Genomic DNA, 18,934 nt, shown 5'->3' with positions numbered 1-18,934 from the left:
AACTGTGAATGGCAGCACGCTGGTCGGGGCGCTCGCCGTCGGGCTCGCCGTCGGCGCGGTGGGTCGCCTGGTCGTGCCGGGGCGCAAGGCCGCGCCAGTCTGGTTGACCCTCGCGCTCGGGGTGGCCGCCGCGCAGCTCGGCGCGATCGTCGTCGGGCTGGTGGACACCGGTCCGGGCGAGGCGGCCGTGGTGCCGCTGATCGTGCAGTCCGGGTTCGCCACGGTCGCGGTCGTCCTGGCGGTGCTGGCCGCCGGCCGGCCGGCGCCCCGGGAGGAACCGCCGTCCGGTCCGGGCGCGGGGCGAAAGGAGGCATCGTGACGGTCGTGCCGGCGGAGCACTTGATGATGCTCATCTGCGACGGGTGCGGCGACAGCGTCACCAGCACGGGCTGCACCCTGCCCGACGCCGAGGTGGTCTGGACGCTGGTGTTCGAGAACGGCTGGGTCGGCTCGCCCTTCGCCTCGGGGCCGCACCACTGCCCCCGGTGCAGCGCCCGGGCGACCGTGGCCGACAACGGCCTCGGCCTCGACGACGTGGATGAGGTCGGCGAGCCGCCGGTGGCCCCCGAGGTCGAGCTGGCCGACCCGGTACGGCGGGCGCTGGCCGAGCGGTTCACGCTGGGCGACCGGGTGCTGGTCGACCTCACCGAGGTGGAGGTGATCGACTCGGCCGGGCTCGGGCTGCTGGTCCGCGCGCACCAGGACGCCCGGCAGGACGGCCGGCGACTGTGCCTGGTGGGGCCGTCCCGATTCGTCCTCACCGTCCTGCACACCATGCGGCTGGACGGAGTGTTCCCGGTCTTCGAGAGCCGGGCCCGGGCGCTGAACGGGTCGGTCGGGGCGGCGGCGCGCCCGGCTGAGACGCCGATGGAGAACAGCGGACGAGCAGAAGGAGCCCGCAGATGGTGATGCCGTGGTCGTACCCCGACTTTTCGTCCGCCGGGGACGAGCCCGCGCCCGACGCCGCGGACGTGCGGCTGGCCGCCCTGGTGGCGCAGCGGCTGAGCATCGACTGGACCACCCGGCGGCAGCAGATCACCGTCACCGTGCAGAACCGGGTGGTGATCCTGGCCGGGCTGGTGGCCGACCCGGAGACCCGACGGGTGGCCGGCGAGCTGGCCTGGGACGTGTCCGGGGTGTTCGACGTCTGCAACGCGCTGCGGCTGCACCCCGGGCGGCGCCGCGGCCGCTGAGTGGTTGCACGGATCGGTGTGCGCCTCTACCCTCAGCGTGGGAGCGCTCCCGAGGCTGCCGCGTCGGACTTTCCGGGCGAGTTCACGACGGGCACCGTCCAACCACCACCCACCAGATGGGACGATCCCGCATGTTCTCGATCCCCCGCCCGTCCCGGCGGCACCTCCTCGTGGGCGGCGCCGTCGGTGCGCTCGCCCTGGCCGCGACGGCCGTCCTGCCGGCGACGAACGCGTCGGCGGCGACCGGTTGCGCCGTCACCTACAGCACCAACTCCTGGCAGGGCGGCTTCACCGCCACGGTCACCGTCAAGAACCTCGGCGACCCGGTGAACAACTGGACCCTGGGCTTCAGCTTCCCGGACGCCGGGCAACGGGTCGTCCAGGGCTGGTCGGCGACCTGGCAGCAGAGCGGCAGCGCAGTCACCGCGCAGAGCATGAGCTACAACGGCTCCCTCGGCACCGGGGCGAGCACCACCATCGGCTTCAACGGCTCCTGGACCGGCACCAACCCGGCCCCGGCGGCGTTCACCCTGAACGGCACGGCCTGCACCGGCGGGACCACCACGCCGCCGCCGCCCACCACTCCCCCGCCCACCACGCCGCCGCCGACCACGCCGCCGCCCACGACGCCCCCGCCCACCGGCACCACCCCGGTGGCGATCAACGGCCAGTTGCGGGTCTGCGGGGTCAACCTCTGCAACCGGTACGGCCGCCCGGTCCAGCTGCGCGGCATGAGCTCCCACGGGTTGCAGTGGTTCGCCAACTGCTACAACGACGCCTCGCTCGACGCGCTGGCCAACGACTGGCAGGCCGACCTGTTCCGCATCTCGATGTACGTGCAGGAGCAGGGCTACGAGACCAACCCCACCGGCTTCACCAACCAGGTCAACACCCTGGTGGACAAGGCGGCCGCGCGCGGCCTGTACGCGCTGATCGACTTCCACACGCTGACCCCGGGCGATCCGATGTACAACCTGGAGCGGGCGAAGACGTTCTTCGCCGCGGTCTCGGCCCGCAACGCCGCGAAGGACAACGTGATCTACGAGATCACCAACGAGCCGAACGGCGTGAGCTGGTCGACCATCAAGAACTACGCCGAGCAGGTCATCCCGGTGATCCGGGCCAACGACCCGGACGCCGTGGTCATCGTCGGCACCCGGGGCTGGTCGTCGCTGGGGGTGTCGGAGGGCGGCAACTCCGACGAGATCGTGAACAACCCGGTCCGAGCCGACAACATCATGTACACGTTCCACTTCTACGCGGCGTCCCACAAGGACAACTACCGCAACGAGGTGCAGCGGGCCGCGTCCCGGCTGCCGCTGTTCGTCACGGAGTTCGGCACGGTGACCTACACCGGTGACGGCGCCGTCGACACGGCCAGCAGCACCGCCTGGCTCGACCTGCTGGACCGGCTGAAGATCAGCTACGCGAACTGGACGTACTCCGACGCGAGCGAGGGCAGCGCGGCGTTCCGGCCGGGGACCTGCGCGGGCGGCACCTACGCCGGCACGTCCGTGCTCACCGACTCCGGGAACTTCATGCGCAACCGCATCCGCACCCCGGACAACTTCCCCACCTCCTGACCGGCGCGACCGGCGGCGACCCTCCCCAGGGGGGCCGCCGCCGGTCAGTCCCCGATGAGCCCGGCCCGGCGCCAGAGCAGCCGGCCCGGCCCGGCGACCAGGCCCAGCTCGGTCAGGTGGTCGGCGATGCGCTGAGCCGACCAGCGCAGGGTTGCCTGCCAGTGCGGGTTGGCCCGGGCCGCGGCGCGGCCGACGGCCGGTGGGATGCCGACCGCCGCGTACGCCTGCGGGTTGACCAGGCGGCGGGTGATCGAGTACGCGGCCCGCCCGATCACCACCCGCGCGTAGCCGAGCGCGACCGGGCCGGCGGCCTCGACCTGGCGGGCCAGCTCGTCCCGGGCGAAGCGCACGTGCCGCGCCTCCTCGACCACGTGGATCCGGGACACCATCCGGATCAGCGGCTGGAGCGACTCGTCGGCCATGATCTCCCGCTGGAACGCGTCGAGGATCTCCTCGGCGATGAGGATGGCCGCGTACATCTGCGGGCCGGTGGCGGTGGCCTTGAGCCAGCGGCCGAGCAGGTGGTCGACGCGGTCCGCCCGGTAGACCGGGCAGCCGGTGGCCTCGATGAGCCGACCGAACATGATGGAGTGCCGGCACTCGTCGGCGACCTCGGTGAGCGCGTACTGGGCGTGCCGGGTGGTCGGGTCGGCGTCGTAGTAGTGCCGGATGAGCATCTGCATGAGGATCGTCTCGAACCACAGCCCGGCGCTCGCCGCGCTGGCCACCTCGTGCTTGGTGAGCTCGACCCGCTGCTCCTCGCTCAGTCCCTCCCACAGCGGCGTGCCGTAGAGGCTGCTGCGCTGCGGCGGCATCCAGTACGCCCCGGGGCGGTGCGGCGCCGACCAGTCGATGTCCACGACGGGGTCGTAGCTGGTGCGCACCGAGGCCGCGAGCAGGCGGGTGGCCACCGCCTCGCGCGGGAATCCGGCCGGCGTCGTCCCCTCCATGGCCCCTCCATATTGACGTAACTTCGAGTAACTGTTACGAGTGGTAGCATGCGACGCACCTCCACCGATGTCAATGCCTCGGACGCCCCGCCGGAGCCGCCCGCACCCCGGCGCTCCGGCCGCCGGGACCGCTGGGCGGATCACCGCGAGCAGCGCCGGCAGGAGCTGATCGGGGCCGCCGTGCAGGCGCTGCTGCGGCACGGCCCCGCGGTCGACATGGACCAGGTGGCCGCCACGGCCGGGGTCAGCAAGCCGGTGCTCTACCGCTACTTCGCCGACAAGGCCCAGCTCTGGCTGGCCGTCAGCGAGGTGGTGGCGGCCCGGGTCGTCGACGCCGTGGCCCCCGCCGTTGAGCAGGTCCGCGAGGAGCGCGCGCTGGTGGAGGCGACCATCGACGCGTACCTGAGCGTGATCGAATCGGAGCCGACGCTCTACCGGTTCCTGCTGCACGAGGCCGGGCATCCCGGCATCCATCAGGTGGTGGCCGGCACCAGCCGGCAGGTGGCCACCGGCCTGGCCCGGGTGATCGGCGACCGGCTGCGCGCGCTCGGGCTCGACGCCGGTCCCGCCGAGCCCTGGGCGTACGGGCTGGTCGGCTTCGTGCAGGCGGTCGGCGACTGGTGGGCCACGCACGGGCAGCCGATCCGCCGGGCCGCGCTCACCGACTATCTGACCACGCTGCTCTGGAGCGGCATCGAGGGCGTCCGGCGCGCCGCGGACCTGCCCGACGAGCTGACCCGAGCGCACGAGCGGATCGAGCGGTGAGCTGGCACGGGCCGGCGGAAATCGCCGGGACCGCGGTCCGCCTGCACGCCAGCGGGCGCTGGGAGCCGGTCGACGGGCGCTACCACTGGGCCGGGCGGATCGAGCCGGAGCCCCGGATGCTGCGGCTGCTCCGCTCTGGCCGGCGCGACGTCGAGGTGCGGGTCGGCGAGCGGGTCGCCCGGGGCCGGCTCGCCGAGGCCGATCCGTGGGGCGGCGTGCGGATCACCGGCGTGGGCGAGCCGCCCTGGCTGTCCTGCCTGCCCGGAGCGGACGAGGGCTGACCGCCGGCCGGCGTACCGTGGATCGGGTGACGCCGACCGCCACCGTGCTGCTGGTGTTCGGCCGCGGCGTAGTCGCCGACGACGACGGCTACCGGCTCACCGCGGAGAGCACCGCCCGGGCCCGGGCCGCCATCGGGTACGTCCGCGCGCACGCCGCCGAGTTCCGGCGGGCCGCCGGGGCGCGGGTGGTGTTCACCGGCGGCTGGCCGCACGGACCCGCCGCCGCGCCGGGCCCGCCCGCCGGGTGCCGGGAGGCCGAACTGATGCTGGCCCTGGCCCGCGCCGCCAACCTCGACCGGTACGCGCGGCTGCACGCCGAGACCCGGTCCCGGACCACCCTGCAGAACCTCGCGCACACCGTCCAGGACGGACTGCTCGCCGGGTCGGCCTGCACCCCGGCGCGGCCGCTCGGGCTGGTCTCCCACCCGTGGCACCTGCCCCGGATCCGGTTCCTCGCCGGCAAGGTGCTCGGGCTGTCCGGCGCGGCGCTGCTGGACGTGCCGGTCGCCGGACCCGACCCGGTGCCCGCCGGCCGCGAGCGGGCGGCCCGCGCGGCGAGCCGACTGTGCTACCTCGGGCTGCGCAGCCCGGAGTCGCTGCTGCGCCGGGAACACGCCCTGGCCCGGGCGGCAGAGCGCGTCGCCGGCCTGCTCCGCCCCGACCGTAGTGGATTCGTCGGGCGGCGCCAGGGGTAAGGACGGTCGTCTATCGGCCGCGACGAATGGGGCCGGCAGGCGACGGCTCACCCCGGGAGGTTCCGTGATCGTGCTGGTGCCGGTGTACCGACCCGGGGACCGCCTGCCGCGGCTCGTCGGCGACCTGGCCGCCGCGCTGCCGTCGGCGCACGTGGTCGTCGTCGACGACGGCAGCGGCCCCGACGCGGCCGAAGTGCTCGCGGCAGCCCGCGACCGCGGCGCCACGGTGCTTCAACGGCGGGTCAACCGGGGCAAGGGGATCGTGCTGAAGACCGGCTTCCGATACGTCGCCCTCCACCACCCCGGACACGACGTGGTGTGCGTGGACGCCGACGGGCAGCACCGGATTCCCGACGTGGTGCGGGTCGCCGACCGGATGCGCGACACGGGCGCGCCGACGCTGGGCGTCCGCCGGTTCGACGGCGAGGTGCCACTGCGCAGCCGATTCGGTAACGCGGCGACCCGGGCCGCGTTCCGGATCGCCACCGGCCGCCGCGTCCAGGACACCCAGACCGGGCTACGGGCGTACCCGGCGAGGCTGCTCGGTTGGCTCCGGACCGTTCCCGGCGAGCGGTTCGAGTACGAGATGAACGTGCTGCTCCACGCGGCCCGGGAGGGACGGCCGATCGAGCAGGTCCCCATCGCCACCCACTACGGTGGCACCGCCTCGTCGCACTTCTCCTCGCTGGCCGACTCGGCCCGAATCTACGCGCCGCTGGTCCGCTTCGCCGCCGCCCGGCTGCTGGCGCGGGATGCTCGCGCCGACGACGCCGCGCCGGCCGGGGTCACGTCGTCGCGTCCCAGACCTGCAACTCGAACTCCCTGAGCTGTTGCCGGACCTCCGGCGGGTAGGCCGTCCGGAACGGATGCCGGTCGGCGGGGATGACCCGGACCATCTCGTCGACCATCTCCTGCGGGTCGCGCTGGTTCTGCAGGTAGTCGTCGAAGTCGGGCCGGTCCAGCAGCGCGGTGGAGGAGTCCCACCACTGGAACATGGCCTCGGCCCCGGTGTCGTTGTACCCGGTCCGGTAGGGGCCGGGGTTGATCACGGCGACCCGGACGCCGCGCGGCTCCAACTCGCCCTTCATGGCCCAGGCCAGCGCCTCGATGGCGTGCTTGGTGGCGGCATAGACGCCGAGCCACGGTCGGGTGCGGATGCCGACCGCGGAGGACACCCAGACGACCTTGCCGGCGCCCCGCTCCAGCATCGGCGGCACCAGGTCCTGGACGAGATGCAGGTGCCCGAAGACGTTCACCTCGAACGACCGGCGGACCCGGTCCATCGGAATCTCGACCACCGCCCCCGCCTCCTGGACACCGGCGTTGAGCACCAGGACGTCCACCCGGTGGCGCCGGGCGTACGCCCGGTCGGCCGGGTCGGTGACGTCGAGCTTGATCGCGTCGAGGGTCACCCAGGCGCGGTCCGCCTCGGCGCGCAGCTCGCGGACCTGCGGCCAGATCTCGGCGCCGGCGATGACGTGGTGGCCAGCCCGGGCCAGCCCGAGCGCGGCGCCCCGGCCGAACCCGCTGCCGGCTCCGGTGATGAGGATGTCGGCCACCCGGTCAGCCCTGCCGCGCCTTCTGCCGGGGATCCGCCTTGTTGAGCACGAACACCTTGCCGCGGCGGCGTACCACGATCGAGTTGGCCTTGCGCTTCAGCGCGCGCAGGGAGCTTCGGACCTTCATGCCGTTCCTCCGTTCCCGCTGCTTCCCCGTTCGGAGGCCGCGTACCCGCGCGCACGCGGGTCATGCGCCGGGGGTGGGGCGGCAGGCGAGGGACCACCCGCCGCCCCACCCGGCTCAGGGGTAGCTGACCACGTTCACCGGCACGGTGTCCGTGCCCTGCGCCGTGCCGCCGGTGTCGTTGATGACGTGGGTGATCGACCCGTTGCCGCCCAACGAGACGGTGAGCAGGCTGTGGAACCGCACCCCGGACTTGATCGGCGCCTCGAAGCTGTGGTATGCGGCGATGGTCGGGTCGACGTTGAAGTAGCAGTAGCTGCCCATCCCCCAGCCCTCGAACGTGCTGACGGCGTCGGCGACCTTGAAGGCGGCGTAGCCGACCCGCGAGCCGTTCATCCAGGCCGACGCGCTGGGCGGGTCGTACGGCAACTCGTTCTGGAAGAAGATGGTCCGCCCGTTGTTGCCGTTCCAGATCACCTCGTGCTTCTGGTAGTGCTCGACGAAGAGCCCGAGCGCGGTGACGTTGTTGCCGTTGACGATCAGGCCGGTGTCGGCGGTGTTCACGGTCCAGCCGATGCCGGTGCCGTGGTCGCCGCGCCAGGCCCAGATGTGGTCGATCAGGGCGTCGTTCTGGTTGACCACCAGGCTGGTGGTGGCCTTGCCCGCGCCGGCGCCGCCGATACGGAAGAAGACGTCCTGGATGGAGGTCGGGTTGGCGGCGTGGCTCGCCGACGAGCCGGGCGTGCCGACCTGGAGCAGCACCGGCGAGTTGGTCGGGCCGGCGTCGAAGAGCATCCCGGCCAGCCGGACCCCGTCGACGTCGGCGACGGTCATGGGGGTGACGCCGTTCTGCGGGATCAGGGTCGGGTAGCCGACGCCGAGCACCACGGTGCCCGGGCGGTCGACCCTGATGGTCTCGCTCACCGGGTAGATCCCGGGGGTGAAGAGCAGGTTCAGACCCTGCGCCAGGGCCGCGTTGATGGTGGCGGCCGAGTCGCCCGGCTTGGCGACGTAGAACTGGCTCAGCGGCACCGAGGTGCCGGGCGTCGCGCCGCCCAGCCAGGACGCCCCGCTGGCGTTGGTCCGGGTGGACGGGACGAACACCTGGTAGTTGCCGCTGCCGTCGAGGTAGAGGTAGGGGATGTCGCGGCTGACCGGGGTCTGCGCCAGGGTGGTGTACGCCGGGTTGGGGAAGCTGGTGGCCGGCGCACCGACCACGCCGGAGTTGGTCACGTTCCACACGGCGTTGAGGTAGCCGCCGACGTTGCTGTCCCGGGTGTACCACTGCTGCTGCGAGTACGGCTGGACGACGCCGGTGACCCGGCTGTCCGCGATGTAGCCGCCGCTGGCCCAGCCGTAGCCGTTCGGGGCCAGGTTGAGGTCGCCCTGGATGTCCATCCGGCGGAACGGCGCGGCCTGCGAGACGGCCCACCGGGTGAACCCGGCCGAGGGGAACACCTGCATGTTCGACGCCGACCGCCAGAAGTTCTGGGTCGCGTTGCCGTTGAACCAGCCGGCGTCGACGGTGACGTCGCCGTGGATCCGGACGTCGCCGGGGTTCCGGCCGAGCCCCAATGATCGAGGTGTAGAAGCCGATCTGCGCGTTGATGCCGGAGTAGTCGCCCGGCTTGAACATCAGCGCGTACCGCTGGGTGCCGAACTGGTTCGACTCCTGGGTGCGGAAGACCGCGTCGAGCTGGCTCTGGATGCTCGCGCTCGACATCGACGGGTCGAAGGTGATCACGTTGGGTCCGAGCGATCCGCCGCCCGGGATGGTGCCGCCGCCGGCGGTGTTCACGGTGAGCTCCCAGAGCGAGTAACCCCAGCCGGTGGCCCGCGCGGTGCCGTACATCCGCACGTAGCGGCCGGAGCCGCTGACGGTCAGGGTGTCGGTGCCGCCGTCGCCGGTGGTGGTGGCGTACACGGTGGTCCAGGCGGCGCCGTCGGTCGAGGTCTGGATCTGGTACGCCCGCCCGTAGGCGGCCTCCCAGCTCAGCACGACCCGGCAGAGGGTACGGACGCTGCCGAGGTCGACCTGGAGCCACTGCGGATCGCTCGCCGCGCTGGCCCAGCGGGTGGTCGGGCTGCCGTCCACCGCCGCCGAGGCGGGGGTGCCGGCGTTCTCGGTGGACGAGGCGGTGGCGGGCCGGCCCTGCGCCGCGTTGGTCGCGGTATCGCAGCCGGTGCCGCCGCCAGTGCTGCCGTAGACCTGGAACTCCCACAGCGAGTAGCCGTATGCGGTGGCCCGGGCGGTGCCGGTCATCCGCACGTAGCGGCCGGTGCCGGTGACCGTGAGGTCGTCGGTGCCCCCGTCGCCGGCCGCGGTGCTGAAGACGGTGGTCCAGGTGGCGCCGTCGGTCGAGGTCTGGATCTGGTACGCCCGCGCGTAGGCGGCCTCCCAGACCAGGGTGACCCGGGAGACGGTGGCGGTCGCGCCGAGGTCCACCTGGATCCACTGGGGATCGCCGAAGGCGCTGGACCACCGGGTGCCGGTGTTGCCGTCGGTGGCGTTGCTGGCCGGGGTGCCGGCGTTCTCCACCGAGGAGGCGGTGGTGGGCCGCCCCTGGGAGAGCAGCGGGTCGGCCGCCCGGACCGGGGACGGCGGGGCCACCAGCGCCACCGTGGCGAGGAGTGTGGCCAGCACGGCGAGCAGCCGGCGCAGCGGCGGGCGGGGTGGGCTGAAGTGCGGCGGGACGGGTGACATGGGCGTCTCCGTGGCGGGGTGGTGGGGAGCGGGACGACGAACGGGTTACCGGCATGTTGCGGTCACCCGCCCGTCCCGCTGGACCCTTCCGCCGGGCAGCGGCACATGTCAATTCCTCGAAGCCTTGGCCGAGGCTTTTTTCGCGTCTTGTGAAAAGTCCGGAACTAAGGGCCGGCACAGGCGCGGCCGCCGGGTGGGGTGGTCCCGGCCGCCGCCGCCCGGCCTCAGGCGACCGTGCAGGGAGTGCCGTTGAGGGTGAAGGAGGTGGGCTCGCCGGTGTTACCGGTGTGGGTGGCCTGGAAGCCGATGGCCACCGAGCCGTTCGGGGCGATGGTCCCGTTGTAGGAGACGTTGCGGGCGGTCAGCGCCCCGCTGGCCGGGGCGTAGGTGGCGTTCCAGCCGCTGGTGACGGTCTGCCCGGCGGGCAGGGTGAAGGCGAGGCTCCAGCCGTTGACCGCCGTGGCCGCGGTGTTGGTGATCGTGACGGACGCGGTCAGCCCGGTGTTCCAGGCGTTCACCGCGTACACGACCCGGCACCCGCCGGACGGCGGTGGCGTGCTGGGCGGGGGCGTGCTGGGCGATGGCGTCGTGGGCGGCGCGCCGGTCGGCGGCGGGCTCGTAGGCGGCGTCGCGCTGTCCAGGCCGAAGAAGCGCACCGCCTGGGCGGCGTCGACCGGCAGGTTGTGCGAGACGCCCTGCATGCTGATGGCCTCCACCGTGGCGGTGCCGCCGGTGCCGCCGTAGCGGGTGCGGGTGTAGCCCGACTGCGGACTGTCGGTGTAAGCCGGCGTCTGGCTCAACCCGTGCACGTTGGTCCACTGCTTGATCTCTTCGGTGAAGTTCGGGTAGCGCAGGGTCTCGTCGTTGGTCCCGTGCCAGAGCTGCATCCGGGGTCGTCGCCCGCTGTACCCCGGGTAGGCGTTGCGGACCAGGTCGCCCCACTGCTGCGGGGTCTTCACCACCTGGCCGTTGGCGCACTCGCTGTTCCACTCCGAGCCGTTGGTGGTGGCGAAGCAGCCGAACGGCACCCCCGCGAAGGCCGCCCCGGCGCTGAACACGTCCGGGTAGAGCCCGAGCAGCACGTTGGTCATCATGGCGCCGGACGAGACGCCGGTCGCGAAGATCCGGTTCGGGTCGACGGGGTAGTGCTGCCGCACGTGGTCCACCATCGACTTGATGCCCACCGGGTCGCTGCCACCGTCGCGGCGCAGCGCCTGGGGCGAGGAGACGTCGAAGCACTGGCTGCTCCGGGTCACCGAGGGGTAGACGACGAGGTAGCCGTACCGGTCGGCGAGCGCGGCGAACTGGGTGCCGGAGTACATCGCCGGCCCGCTGCCGGTGCAGTAGTGGTTGACCACGAGCAGGCCGGGCCGGGCCGCGACGGTGTCCGGGACGTACAGGTACATCCGCAGGTTGCTCGGGTTGGCGCCGAAGTTCGTCACCTCGGTCAGCGCGGCGGCCGCGGCGGGGCCGGGGGCGGTGACCGCCGCCAGGGCGGCCAGCCCGGCGGCGACCAGGGCGGCGCCGAGCAGTTTGCGCCTTCTCCTTTTGGGCAGCATGGGATCTCCTCAGGTGGTGGGGACGCCGCGCAGGGCAGGTACGCCCGCGGCGTGCTCGCCGGCGAGGCGCCTTCGACGGCGGCCCGGACCCTCGGAGACGAGATCGACGACCGCGAATAAGCGCGGTCCGAGTCGGAGTCTAGGGCCGGGCCGCGGGCGCGACAACAACTCCCGGAAATGGTCGGGCCCGTTGCCGGCCCGGATCCGGTCAGGCCGGGAACAGGTCGGCGAGGAAGCGGTCGAGCAGCGCCACCTGCCGGCGTGCCGGGAAGGCGGCCGGGTCGAAGAGCGCTTGGACGACCAGGCCGTGCGCGAAGGCCGCGCAGGCGGCCGCCAGGTCGCCGGGGTCGGCGTGCGGCCCGGCGGGCGCCCGGCGCAGCGTGGCGTCCACGTGCGACCGCAGCCGGGCCCGCCACCGGTCGTAGCGGTGGCGCTGGTCGGCGGCGAACTCGTCGTCGGCGAGGGCCCCGTCCCAGTAGCTGACCCAGACCCGGCTCATCACCGTCGCCTCGTCGGTCAGCGGCAACACGTCGAGCAGGGCGGCGCGCAGCGCGGGCCGGCCCTCCCCCGCCGCGGCGTGGCGGTGGCGCGCGTCGGTGTGCCGCTCGGCCACGTCGACGGCGTGCCGCACCAGGGCCCGCTTGTTCGGGAAGTAGTGCGTCAGCAGCCCGGTGGAGACGCCCATCTCGGCGGCGACCGCGCGCAGCGTCAGCCCGCCGAACCCGCGGGCGGCGAGCACCCGCCAGACCGCCGCCGAGACGTCGGCGCGGCGGGCGTCGTGGTCACCTCGTGCCGGCACGCCCGCTAGAGTACATAACAAACGTTCGGTACGCACCTTGGAGCGACATGTTCTCCCTTCCCCTCACCGACCGGGCCACCCTGCATCCGCTCGCCCCGTGGCAGGCGGCGGAGTTCGCCGACTTCGTGGCGCGCACCCGCGTCCACCTCGCGCCCTGGCTGCCCTGGGCGCACACCGTCATCGACACCGACTCCGCGCGCGCCTTCCTCCAGCGTTACGCCGATGCCCAGGCCCGCGACGCCGGCTCGATCCACGGCATCCGGCTGGACGGAAAGCTGGTCGGCGGCACGCTGTTCCGCACCTTCGACCCGGCGGCCGGCGTCTGCGAGATCGGCGTCTGGCTCGCGCCGGAGGCCGAGGGGCACGGCCTCGTGACCCGGGCCGCCCAGCGGATGATCGACTGGGCGCTCGGCGAGCGCGGCCTGGCTCGGGTGGAGTGGCGGACCGTCCCGCACAACGCGCGCAGCCGGGCGGTGGCGCGACGGTTGGGCATGACCCGGGAGGGCGTGCTGCGCGCCGTGTTTCCCTTCCTCGGCGAGCGGCTCGACATCGAGGTCTGGTCGCTGCTGGCCACCGAGTGGCGACCGGCCGGACCGGCGGCCGGCGGGTAATCCGTGTTTCAGCCGCTGGTGCACCGCGGCGAGCCCCGCTGGCACGTCTCCGCATCGACAAGCTGGAGGCCCCGGCGAACCTGCGGGCCCTGCACGCCGAGGTGGCGGGTCAGCGGATGAGGGCGCGGGTGAGGAGGTGCTGCAGGGCGTCCTGCTCTTCGGGGGCCAGGGGGGACAGCGGGGAGTCTTCGGAGAGCAACTCGAGGAGGCGTTCGCGCAGTTCGGTGCCCTTGGGGGTCAGGACGAGCTGCTTGGCGCGGCGGTCGCCGGGGTGTGGATGGCGTTCGAGGTAGCCCTGCTCTTCGAGGCGATCGGCGATGAAGGTGACGTTGGAGGGCTCGCAGCTCATCCGCTCGGCGAGTTCGCGCAGGGTCATGGGGCTGGTCAGCTCGCGCAGCGCGGTGCCCTGTGAGGCGGTCAGACCGAGGGTGGCCGCCCGGACCCGAAGGTGGGCTTCGATGTGACTGGCCAGGTCTTTGACGAGCCCGCACAGCTGGCGGTCGCCTTGGGCTGGGGTCTCGCGCTCGGTGGCCATGGCCTCAGTCTACTGCAGCTCGGATAGTTGCAACTAGAGCTGTTCTAGTTGTAACTTCCAGTCGGCACCGCCACCCGGCGGCACCTTCTCGAGCACGGGGTAGGACCATATGGCCACGACGACCGATTTCGACCGGGTACGGCTGACCAGCGCACCGCGCGTTCGTTCGCTCCGCCTGGGTGAACTGAAGATCACCTACGTCCCGGACGGGCTGGCTCTGTGCAAACCGCGCGGCTGGCTGCCCGCCGCCACCGACGCTGACTGGGCGGCCAACCGCGATCATCTCGACGGCGGCGGCTTCCTGCCCGCAGCCATCGGCGGGCTGCTGGTCGAGCGGGGTGACAGGGCGCTGCTCATCGACACCGGGTTCGGACCCGAGTCCCACCCCGACGACCCGGCCAACCCGATGCTGGGAAGCATCTACGGCGGTGAGCTGCTGGACGGCCTGCGGCGGTTGGGCCGCGAGCCGCGCCAGATCGAGGCCGTCGCCATCACCCACCTGCACCTCGACCACCTGGGCTGGGCCTGGAGCAACGAGCCTGGCACCGATGCGCCGCCGTTCGCGCACGCCACCCACTTCGTCGCGGCACCCGAGTGGGAGCGGCGCGACCTGGCCGCCGAGGGCGGGGCGACCGAGGAACGTCTGGCCGCCTTCGCACCCCGCGTCCGTATGGCCGAGGACGGCGAGGAGATCTTCCCCGGCGTGCGGGCCTCGTTCTCGGTCGGACACACCGTCGGCCACACCACGTACACCATCACCGGCGGCGGCCGGCGACTCATCGCGTTCGGCGACGCAATGCACGCGCCGGTCCAGGTCACACACCCTGAATGGGGCTGCGGGATCGACCACGACCACGCCGAAGCCGGCGAGTACCGCCGCCGCCTGGTCCAGGAGCTGAGCCGCCCCGACACCATCGGCTTCGGCTGCCACTTCGCCGACGTGGTCTTCGGACGCGCCGAGCGCCGCCCCGACGGCCGGTTCACCTGGATCCCCGTCGCCTGACCGTCCTACCCGGTGGCGCGGCCCCTGGAACGGGGTCCCCTGCCCAGCGCGAGTGATCGGCAACAGTGCCGGCGATGAGCGGCGGAGCCATTCACAGTGCAGCAAGTCGTACCAATTGCCAGAGAAACGGAGAATTGTCATGAAGCACATCAAGCTGGGGGACCTGGACGTCTCCCGTATCGGTCTGGGCTTGGTCTCGATGTCCTACGCCTACACCGGAGCCGGCACGGACGACGCCGAGTCGATCCGCACCATCCACCGGGCCCTGGAACTGGGCGTCACTTTCCTCGACACCGCCGAGGTCTACGGCCCGTACATCAACGAGGAACTCCTCGGCAAGGCGCTGAAGGGCCGCCGCGACCAGGCCGTGGTGGCGACGAAGTTCGGCATGATCTCGCATGCGGGCGGCGGGGCAGGACAACTCGACAGCAGCCCGGCCAACATCCGCACCGCCGTCGAAGGCTCGCTCAGGCGGCTGGGGACCGACTACATCGACCTGTACTACCAGCACCGAGTCGACCCGAACACGCCAATCGAGGACACCGTCGGGACACTGGCCGAACTGATCACCGAGGGCAAGATCCGCCACATCGGCCTGTCCGAGGCCGGACCGGAGACGATCCGCCGCGCCCACGCCGTGCATCCCATCGCTGCCGTCCAGTCGGAGTACTCCCTGTGGACGCGGCACCCGGAGGCACAGGTGCTGCCCCTGCTGAACGAGCTGAACATCGGCTTCGTTCCCTACTCGCCCCTGGGACGCGGATTCCTCACCGGGCAGATCCGCTCGACCAGCGGCTTCGACGAGACCGACCTGCGTAAGAACAACCCGCGCTTCACCGGCGAGAACTTCCAGCGCAACCTGCGTCTCGCGGACGAGGTCCAAGCCGTTGCCGCCGAAGCGGGTACCACCCCGGCGCAGATCGCACTGGCCTGGCTGCTGACCCGAGGCGACAACATCGCCCCCATCCCCGGCACCAAGCGCGTGGCACGCGTCGAGGAGAACACTGCGGCCGATGCCGTGGAACTGACCGCCGAGCAGATCGAGAAGCTCGACAACCTTCCTCCCGCTGTCGGCGACACCCACGACGAAGCCGCCATGCGCTTGCTGGAGCGCTGACCCCAACCCCGGCTGTGACCGCACGCCGGCCGAGCCGGGCGAACACCTCGTCGAGCGGTTCGGTGCGCAGCGTGCAGATACGCCACCGCGTCTGCACGCTGCGCACCACCGGCCCGGCGGCCTCCAGGACCTTCAGGTGCTGGGAGACGGCCTTCCCGGCCAGGACCAGGTTCGGGTGAGTCAGGTCAGCACCCGGATCGGGCTGCCGTCGAGGAAGGCGCCGATGTCATCCACCGCGTCCCGGAAGAACGTCGCGTAGTTCCGCTCGCTGACATAGCCGAGGTGCGGCGTGGCCAGCACGTTCGGCAGCGTACGGAACTCATGGCCGGCGGGCAGCGGCTCCTCGTCGAACACGTCCAGCCCGGCCCCCGCGATCCGCCCCTCGCGCAGCGCGGACGCCAGGGCGGACTGGTCGACGATCGCCGCCCGCGATGTGTTGACCAGGTAGGCGGTCGGCTTCATCAGGACGAGTTCCCGCGCGCCGACCAGCCCGCGGGTCCGGTCGCCGAGCACGAGGTGAACGGAAACGACGTCGGAGCCGGCGAGCAGGGCATCCAGGCCGGGGGCCAGCCGCGCGCCACCCTCCTCGGCCCGCTCGCGCGTCAGGTTCTGGCTCCAGGCCACCACGTCCATGCCGAACGCCCGCCCGACCGCCGCCACCTGCGACCCGATCCTGCCCAGGCCGAGCAGCCCGAGGGTACGTCCGTGCAGGTCGGTACCGAGGGTGTGCTGCCAGGGACCGCCGGTACGCAGCGCGGTCGACTCGGGCACCAGATGGCGGGCCAGGCCGAGGATCAGCGCCCACGTCAACTCGACCGTCGAGGTCCAGCCGCCGCCCGTGCCGCACACCGTGACGCCGTGCGCCCGCGCCGCCGACAGGTCGATGGCGGCGTTGCTCATGCCGGTGGTGACGAGCAGCCGCAGGTGGGGCAGCCGGTCGAACACCTCGGCGGGGAACGGCGTGCGCTCCCTCATGGCGACCACGATCTCGCAGTCGTGGATGGCCGCCACGAGCTCGTCGCTGCTGGTGAAATGCTCGCGGAAGCTGGTGGCCCGGACCCGGGACCAGTCCGCCAGGCCGAGTGCCACCCCCTGGTAGTCGTCCAGCACGCCGCAGCGAAGATCAGTTGACATGACAAATAATCGTACGGCTCCGGGCTCCAGCTCATCGCTACTTCGGGCTGGGGTCACGCTCGGCTGCAGGAAAGGGGGCCTAAGCCGCGGCGGCGGCGGTGCGGCGGCGCACCTCGGCGAGCATCTCGTCGACCGAGCCGGCCGGGTCGGTGACCGGGAACTGCACGGCCCGCACCACCGCATCCGGGTCCAGCAGCAGGGTGAGCCGCTTGAACCGGGCCACGCCGCCGGCCCGGAAGGTGGGCAGCAGCAGCCCGGCGGCGAGGCGGCCGTCCTCGTCGGAGAGCAGCGGGTACGGCAACCGGGCGTGCACGGCGAAGGCGGCGAGCTGGTCGGGCCGCTGGGTGCTCACCCCGCGCACCTCGGCCCCGGCGGCGCGGAACAGCGGGTGCCGGTCGGCGTACGTCCGCGATTCGAGCGTGCACCCGACGGCCCCGGGAATCTCGCCCCAGCTCGGCGGGAGGCCCGGAGCATCCGGCGCGAACGCCCCCGGGAAGAGGTAGAGCACGGTCCACCGCCCGGGCGCCGCCGGCGGTTCCGCGCCGACGTCGTGCCGGGGCAGGTTCATCGGGGGTACGCGGCGGCCGACCAGCCGGTGCACCCGGCGCGCCTCGGCCGATTCCGCGTCGGCGGTGGCGGTCAGCTCGCCGTCGCCCATCACGTGCCGGGTGCCCCAGTCCTGGAGCGCGACCAGCACCGGGAGCAGGGCCTCCCCCTTGGCGGTGAGCAGGTAGTCGTGGCGCGGCGGGTGCGCCGAGTAGGGCTCGCGGCGCAGCACGCCCTGCGCGACCAGCCCGCCGAGCCGCTCGGTGAGGGCCCGCCGGCTGACGCCCAGCTCGCGCTGCAACGCGTCGAACCGGGTGGTCCCACCGGCGACCTCGCGCACGATCAGCACCGTCCACCAGTCGCCCAGCACGCCGAGCGCCTGCGCGATGCCGCAGTCGGCGTCGCCGAGGTCCGCCCGTCTCACATCCACCTCCCGCTGGGCCCGCAGCCTCGACTATAGTCCGTTTCAGTTTGGAACTCACTGGCTCGGATCGGGGGTTGGCGGCATGTCCGTCGGGCAGGGGGCCGGAGTGTTCTGGCGCGGGTGGGCCGCCGGCACCACCAGTTCGGTGGGGTCGGCGGTCGGTGCGGTCGCGTTGCCGCTCACCGCGCTGACCGTGCTGGACGCGTCGGCGTTCGAGATGGGTCTGATCGCCGCCGCGAGCTACGTCGCCTGGCTCGTGATCGGGCTGCCCGCCGGCGTGATCGTCCAGCGGCTGCCGCTGCGCGGCGCGCAGGTCGGCGCGGATCTGGCCCGGGCCGTCGCGGTGGCCTCCGTGCCGCTGGCCTGGTGGTGGGGCCGGCTCACCGTGGCCCAGCTCGTCGTCGTGGCGCTCGTGGTGAGCTTCGCCAACGTGCTGTTCGACGTCGCCAACGCCACCTTCCTGCCGGCCATCGTCGGCCGCGACCAACTGCACACCCGCAACAGCCTCACCTCGGCCACCCACGCCGCCACCCAGCTCAGCGGCCCGTCCCTGGGTGGCCTGGCGGTGCAGGCCCTCGGCGCGGTGCCGACCGTGCTGGTCGACGCGGCCAGCTACCTGGTCTCCGCGGCGCTGCTCGGATCGCTGCCCGCCCGCCGGGTCGACGCCCCGGACCAGTGGCCCCCGGTCCGCGCCATGATCGGCGAGGGCTGGCGGTACGTCACCCGCCACCCGGTGATGGGACCGACGATGTGGACGGCCACCGCGGTGAACTTCGTCTGCGGGGCGCAGCTCGCCGTCTACCCCCTCTATCTGGTCCGGGAGCTGCACGCCCCGGCGGCGCTGGTCGGTGTGCTGCTCGCGGTCGAGGGGGTCGGCTCGCTGGTCGGCGCGGCCCTGACCCCGTGGATCACCGGGCGCTGGGGCACCGCCCGGTCGCTGCTGGTCGCCTGTCTGGTGGCGGTCGGCGGCGCGTTCCTGGTGCCGCTGGGCGCCGGCTGGCCGGCGTACCTGGCGTTCGCGGCCGGCAACGTGGTCTTCGCCGGTGGCGTGGTCGTGCTCAGCGTGACCACCCGCACCTACCGGCAGATCGCCAGCCCGCCCGACCTCCTCTCCCGGGTGATGGCCACGGTCCGCTTCGTCTCCTGGGGCGCCATCCCGGTCGGCGGGCTGCTCGCCGGGGCGCTCGCCGGGCTCGCCGGCGCCCGGGTCACCCTGTTCTGCTTCGCCGCGGCCACCGTGCTGGCTCCGCTGGCCCTGCTGCTGTCCCCGGTACGCCGCCTGCGCGACCTGACCGACCTGCGGCTCGACGAGCCGGCCGAACCGGAGACCGTTCCGGCGGCCCGGTGACCCG

20 protein-coding genes and 1 pseudogene are annotated in these 18,934 nt (G+C 72.8%); 12 read left to right on the top strand and 9 right to left on the bottom strand.

What is annotated here, in order from left to right; genetic code table 11:
• The first annotated feature begins 4 nt into the window (after positions 1 to 4).
• From AC0OLQ_RS14725 to AC0OLQ_RS14710, 4 genes are all read left to right on the top strand, one after another.
• Positions 5 to 319 (top strand): hypothetical protein, encoded by a 315-nt coding sequence (locus tag AC0OLQ_RS14725; RefSeq protein WP_484531772.1) that lies wholly within the window; start codon positions 5 to 7, stop codon positions 317 to 319.
• A complete protein-coding gene (locus AC0OLQ_RS14720) occupies positions 316 to 909 on the top strand; it encodes an STAS domain-containing protein (protein WP_484531771.1) in 594 nt (197 codons plus the stop codon). Before AC0OLQ_RS14725 ends, AC0OLQ_RS14720 begins: the two co-directional genes overlap by 4 nt.
• Positions 903 to 1,193 carry a BON domain-containing protein gene (locus AC0OLQ_RS14715; RefSeq protein WP_484531770.1) on the top strand — a complete coding sequence of 97 codons (291 nt, stop codon included), beginning with the start codon at positions 903 to 905 and terminating at the stop codon, positions 1,191 to 1,193. Before AC0OLQ_RS14720 ends, AC0OLQ_RS14715 begins: the two co-directional genes overlap by 7 nt.
• 131 nt (positions 1,194 to 1,324) lie before the next feature.
• Positions 1,325 to 2,776 (top strand): cellulase family glycosylhydrolase, encoded by a 1,452-nt coding sequence (locus AC0OLQ_RS14710; RefSeq protein WP_484531769.1) that lies wholly within the window; start codon positions 1,325 to 1,327, stop codon positions 2,774 to 2,776.
• 44 nt (positions 2,777 to 2,820) lie between these two features.
• Here AC0OLQ_RS14710 and AC0OLQ_RS14705 read toward each other — a convergent pair whose 3' ends face one another.
• The gene (locus tag AC0OLQ_RS14705) at positions 2,821 to 3,726 is read right to left on the bottom strand and encodes an AurF N-oxygenase family protein (protein WP_484531768.1); all 906 of its coding nucleotides are present in this window, start codon (positions 3,724 to 3,726) and stop codon (positions 2,821 to 2,823) included.
• A gap of 48 nt (positions 3,727 to 3,774) precedes the next feature.
• On the opposite strand from AC0OLQ_RS14705, the gene AC0OLQ_RS14700 reads away from it, so the two are divergent.
• The 4 genes from AC0OLQ_RS14700 to AC0OLQ_RS14685 all read left to right on the top strand — a co-directional run bounded on the left by AC0OLQ_RS14700 (position 3,775) and on the right by AC0OLQ_RS14685 (position 6,293).
• Positions 3,775 to 4,491, top strand: a complete 717-nt coding sequence (locus AC0OLQ_RS14700; RefSeq protein ID WP_484531767.1) for a TetR family transcriptional regulator — start codon at positions 3,775 to 3,777, stop codon at positions 4,489 to 4,491.
• Positions 4,488 to 4,772: a DUF4873 domain-containing protein gene (locus AC0OLQ_RS14695; RefSeq protein WP_484531766.1), complete on the top strand. Its 285-nt coding sequence runs from the start codon at positions 4,488 to 4,490 to the stop codon at positions 4,770 to 4,772. Before AC0OLQ_RS14700 ends, AC0OLQ_RS14695 begins: the two co-directional genes overlap by 4 nt.
• 26 nt (positions 4,773 to 4,798) lie before the next feature.
• A complete protein-coding gene (locus AC0OLQ_RS14690) occupies positions 4,799 to 5,467 on the top strand; it encodes an ElyC/SanA/YdcF family protein (protein WP_484531765.1) in 669 nt (222 codons plus the stop codon).
• A gap of 64 nt (positions 5,468 to 5,531) precedes the next feature.
• A complete protein-coding gene (locus AC0OLQ_RS14685; protein ID WP_484531764.1) occupies positions 5,532 to 6,293 on the top strand; it encodes a glycosyltransferase family 2 protein in 762 nt (253 codons plus the stop codon).
• Here AC0OLQ_RS14685 and AC0OLQ_RS14680 read toward each other — a convergent pair.
• From AC0OLQ_RS14680 to AC0OLQ_RS14660, 5 genes and pseudogenes are all read right to left on the bottom strand, one after another.
• A complete protein-coding gene (locus AC0OLQ_RS14680; protein ID WP_484531763.1) occupies positions 6,253 to 7,026 on the bottom strand; it encodes an SDR family oxidoreductase in 774 nt (257 codons plus the stop codon). The genes AC0OLQ_RS14685 and AC0OLQ_RS14680 overlap by 41 nt on opposite strands.
• A gap of 4 nt (positions 7,027 to 7,030) precedes the next feature.
• Positions 7,031 to 7,153, bottom strand: a complete 123-nt coding sequence (locus tag AC0OLQ_RS14675) for a 50S ribosomal protein L36 (protein WP_091265774.1) — start codon at positions 7,151 to 7,153, stop codon at positions 7,031 to 7,033.
• 114 nt (positions 7,154 to 7,267) lie between these two features.
• Positions 7,268 to 9,854 (bottom strand): annotated as a pseudogene (locus tag AC0OLQ_RS14670) (discoidin domain-containing protein).
• 224 nt (positions 9,855 to 10,078) lie between these two features.
• Positions 10,079 to 11,413, bottom strand: coding sequence for an extracellular catalytic domain type 1 short-chain-length polyhydroxyalkanoate depolymerase (locus AC0OLQ_RS14665; protein ID WP_484531762.1), 1,335 nt, complete (start codon positions 11,411 to 11,413; stop codon positions 10,079 to 10,081).
• A gap of 208 nt (positions 11,414 to 11,621) precedes the next feature.
• Entirely contained in the window at positions 11,622 to 12,212 is a 591-nt protein-coding gene (locus AC0OLQ_RS14660) for a TetR/AcrR family transcriptional regulator (protein WP_484531761.1), read from the bottom strand.
• Positions 12,213 to 12,259: 47 nt separating this feature from the next.
• On the opposite strand from AC0OLQ_RS14660, the gene AC0OLQ_RS14655 reads away from it, so the two are divergent.
• Entirely contained in the window at positions 12,260 to 12,823 is a 564-nt protein-coding gene (locus AC0OLQ_RS14655; protein ID WP_484531760.1) for a GNAT family N-acetyltransferase, read from the top strand.
• A gap of 109 nt (positions 12,824 to 12,932) precedes the next feature.
• Here the strand turns inward: AC0OLQ_RS14655 and AC0OLQ_RS14650 are convergent, their stop codons facing one another.
• Positions 12,933 to 13,358 carry a MarR family winged helix-turn-helix transcriptional regulator gene (locus tag AC0OLQ_RS14650; RefSeq protein ID WP_357336837.1) on the bottom strand — a complete coding sequence of 142 codons (426 nt, stop codon included), beginning with the start codon at positions 13,356 to 13,358 and terminating at the stop codon, positions 12,933 to 12,935.
• Positions 13,359 to 13,467: 109 nt separating this feature from the next.
• Here AC0OLQ_RS14650 and AC0OLQ_RS14645 point away from each other — a divergent pair, with 109 nt between their 5' ends.
• Together AC0OLQ_RS14645 and AC0OLQ_RS14640 are read left to right on the top strand one after the other, a co-directional pair.
• Entirely contained in the window at positions 13,468 to 14,361 is an 894-nt protein-coding gene (locus tag AC0OLQ_RS14645) for an MBL fold metallo-hydrolase (protein WP_484531759.1), read from the top strand.
• A 139-nt stretch (positions 14,362 to 14,500) separates the two neighbouring features.
• Positions 14,501 to 15,478, top strand: coding sequence for an aldo/keto reductase (locus AC0OLQ_RS14640; RefSeq protein WP_484531758.1), 978 nt, complete (start codon positions 14,501 to 14,503; stop codon positions 15,476 to 15,478).
• Between the two features lie 180 nt (positions 15,479 to 15,658).
• Here AC0OLQ_RS14640 and AC0OLQ_RS14635 read toward each other — a convergent pair whose 3' ends face one another.
• Both AC0OLQ_RS14635 and AC0OLQ_RS14630 read right to left on the bottom strand, forming a co-directional pair.
• The gene (locus tag AC0OLQ_RS14635) at positions 15,659 to 16,612 is read right to left on the bottom strand and encodes a D-2-hydroxyacid dehydrogenase family protein (protein ID WP_484531757.1); all 954 of its coding nucleotides are present in this window, start codon (positions 16,610 to 16,612) and stop codon (positions 15,659 to 15,661) included.
• Between the two features lie 79 nt (positions 16,613 to 16,691).
• The gene (locus AC0OLQ_RS14630) at positions 16,692 to 17,582 is read right to left on the bottom strand and encodes a winged helix-turn-helix transcriptional regulator (protein WP_484531756.1); all 891 of its coding nucleotides are present in this window, start codon (positions 17,580 to 17,582) and stop codon (positions 16,692 to 16,694) included.
• Positions 17,583 to 17,664: 82 nt separating this feature from the next.
• Here AC0OLQ_RS14630 and AC0OLQ_RS14625 point away from each other — a divergent pair, with 82 nt between their 5' ends.
• Complete coding sequence (locus AC0OLQ_RS14625) at positions 17,665 to 18,930, top strand: MFS transporter (RefSeq protein WP_484531755.1); 1,266 nt, start codon at positions 17,665 to 17,667, stop codon at positions 18,928 to 18,930.
• The last annotated feature ends 4 nt before the right edge of the window (positions 18,931 to 18,934 follow it).

The sequence above is a fragment of the Micromonospora sp. Utrum1 genome (assembly GCF_057197805.1).
Note: the sequence above shows the minus strand (reverse complement) of the source record. Positions and strands in the feature narration are given on the sequence as shown.

Excerpts from the sequence above, each read along its gene's own strand:
- AC0OLQ_RS14640 (WP_484531758.1), top strand. The coding sequence starts at position 14,501 with ATGAAGCACATCAAGCTGGGGGACCTGGACGTCTCCCGTATCGGTCTG.
- AC0OLQ_RS14645 (WP_484531759.1), top strand. The coding sequence starts at position 13,468 with ATGGCCACGACGACCGATTTCGACCGGGTACGGCTGACCAGCGCACCG.
- AC0OLQ_RS14705 (WP_484531768.1), bottom strand. The coding sequence starts at position 3,726 with ATGGAGGGGACGACGCCGGCCGGATTCCCGCGCGAGGCGGTGGCCACC.
- AC0OLQ_RS14715 (WP_484531770.1), top strand. The coding sequence starts at position 903 with ATGGTGATGCCGTGGTCGTACCCCGACTTTTCGTCCGCCGGGGACGAG.
- AC0OLQ_RS14650 (WP_357336837.1), bottom strand. The coding sequence starts at position 13,358 with ATGGCCACCGAGCGCGAGACCCCAGCCCAAGGCGACCGCCAGCTGTGC.
- AC0OLQ_RS14635 (WP_484531757.1), bottom strand. The coding sequence starts at position 16,612 with ATGTCAACTGATCTTCGCTGCGGCGTGCTGGACGACTACCAGGGGGTG.
- AC0OLQ_RS14655 (WP_484531760.1), top strand. The coding sequence starts at position 12,260 with ATGTTCTCCCTTCCCCTCACCGACCGGGCCACCCTGCATCCGCTCGCC.
- AC0OLQ_RS14665 (WP_484531762.1), bottom strand. The coding sequence starts at position 11,413 with ATGCTGCCCAAAAGGAGAAGGCGCAAACTGCTCGGCGCCGCCCTGGTC.
- AC0OLQ_RS14710 (WP_484531769.1), top strand. The coding sequence starts at position 1,325 with ATGTTCTCGATCCCCCGCCCGTCCCGGCGGCACCTCCTCGTGGGCGGC.
- AC0OLQ_RS14625 (WP_484531755.1), top strand. The coding sequence starts at position 17,665 with ATGTCCGTCGGGCAGGGGGCCGGAGTGTTCTGGCGCGGGTGGGCCGCC.
- AC0OLQ_RS14700 (WP_484531767.1), top strand. The coding sequence starts at position 3,775 with ATGCGACGCACCTCCACCGATGTCAATGCCTCGGACGCCCCGCCGGAG.
- AC0OLQ_RS14675 (WP_091265774.1), bottom strand. The coding sequence starts at position 7,153 with ATGAAGGTCCGAAGCTCCCTGCGCGCGCTGAAGCGCAAGGCCAACTCG.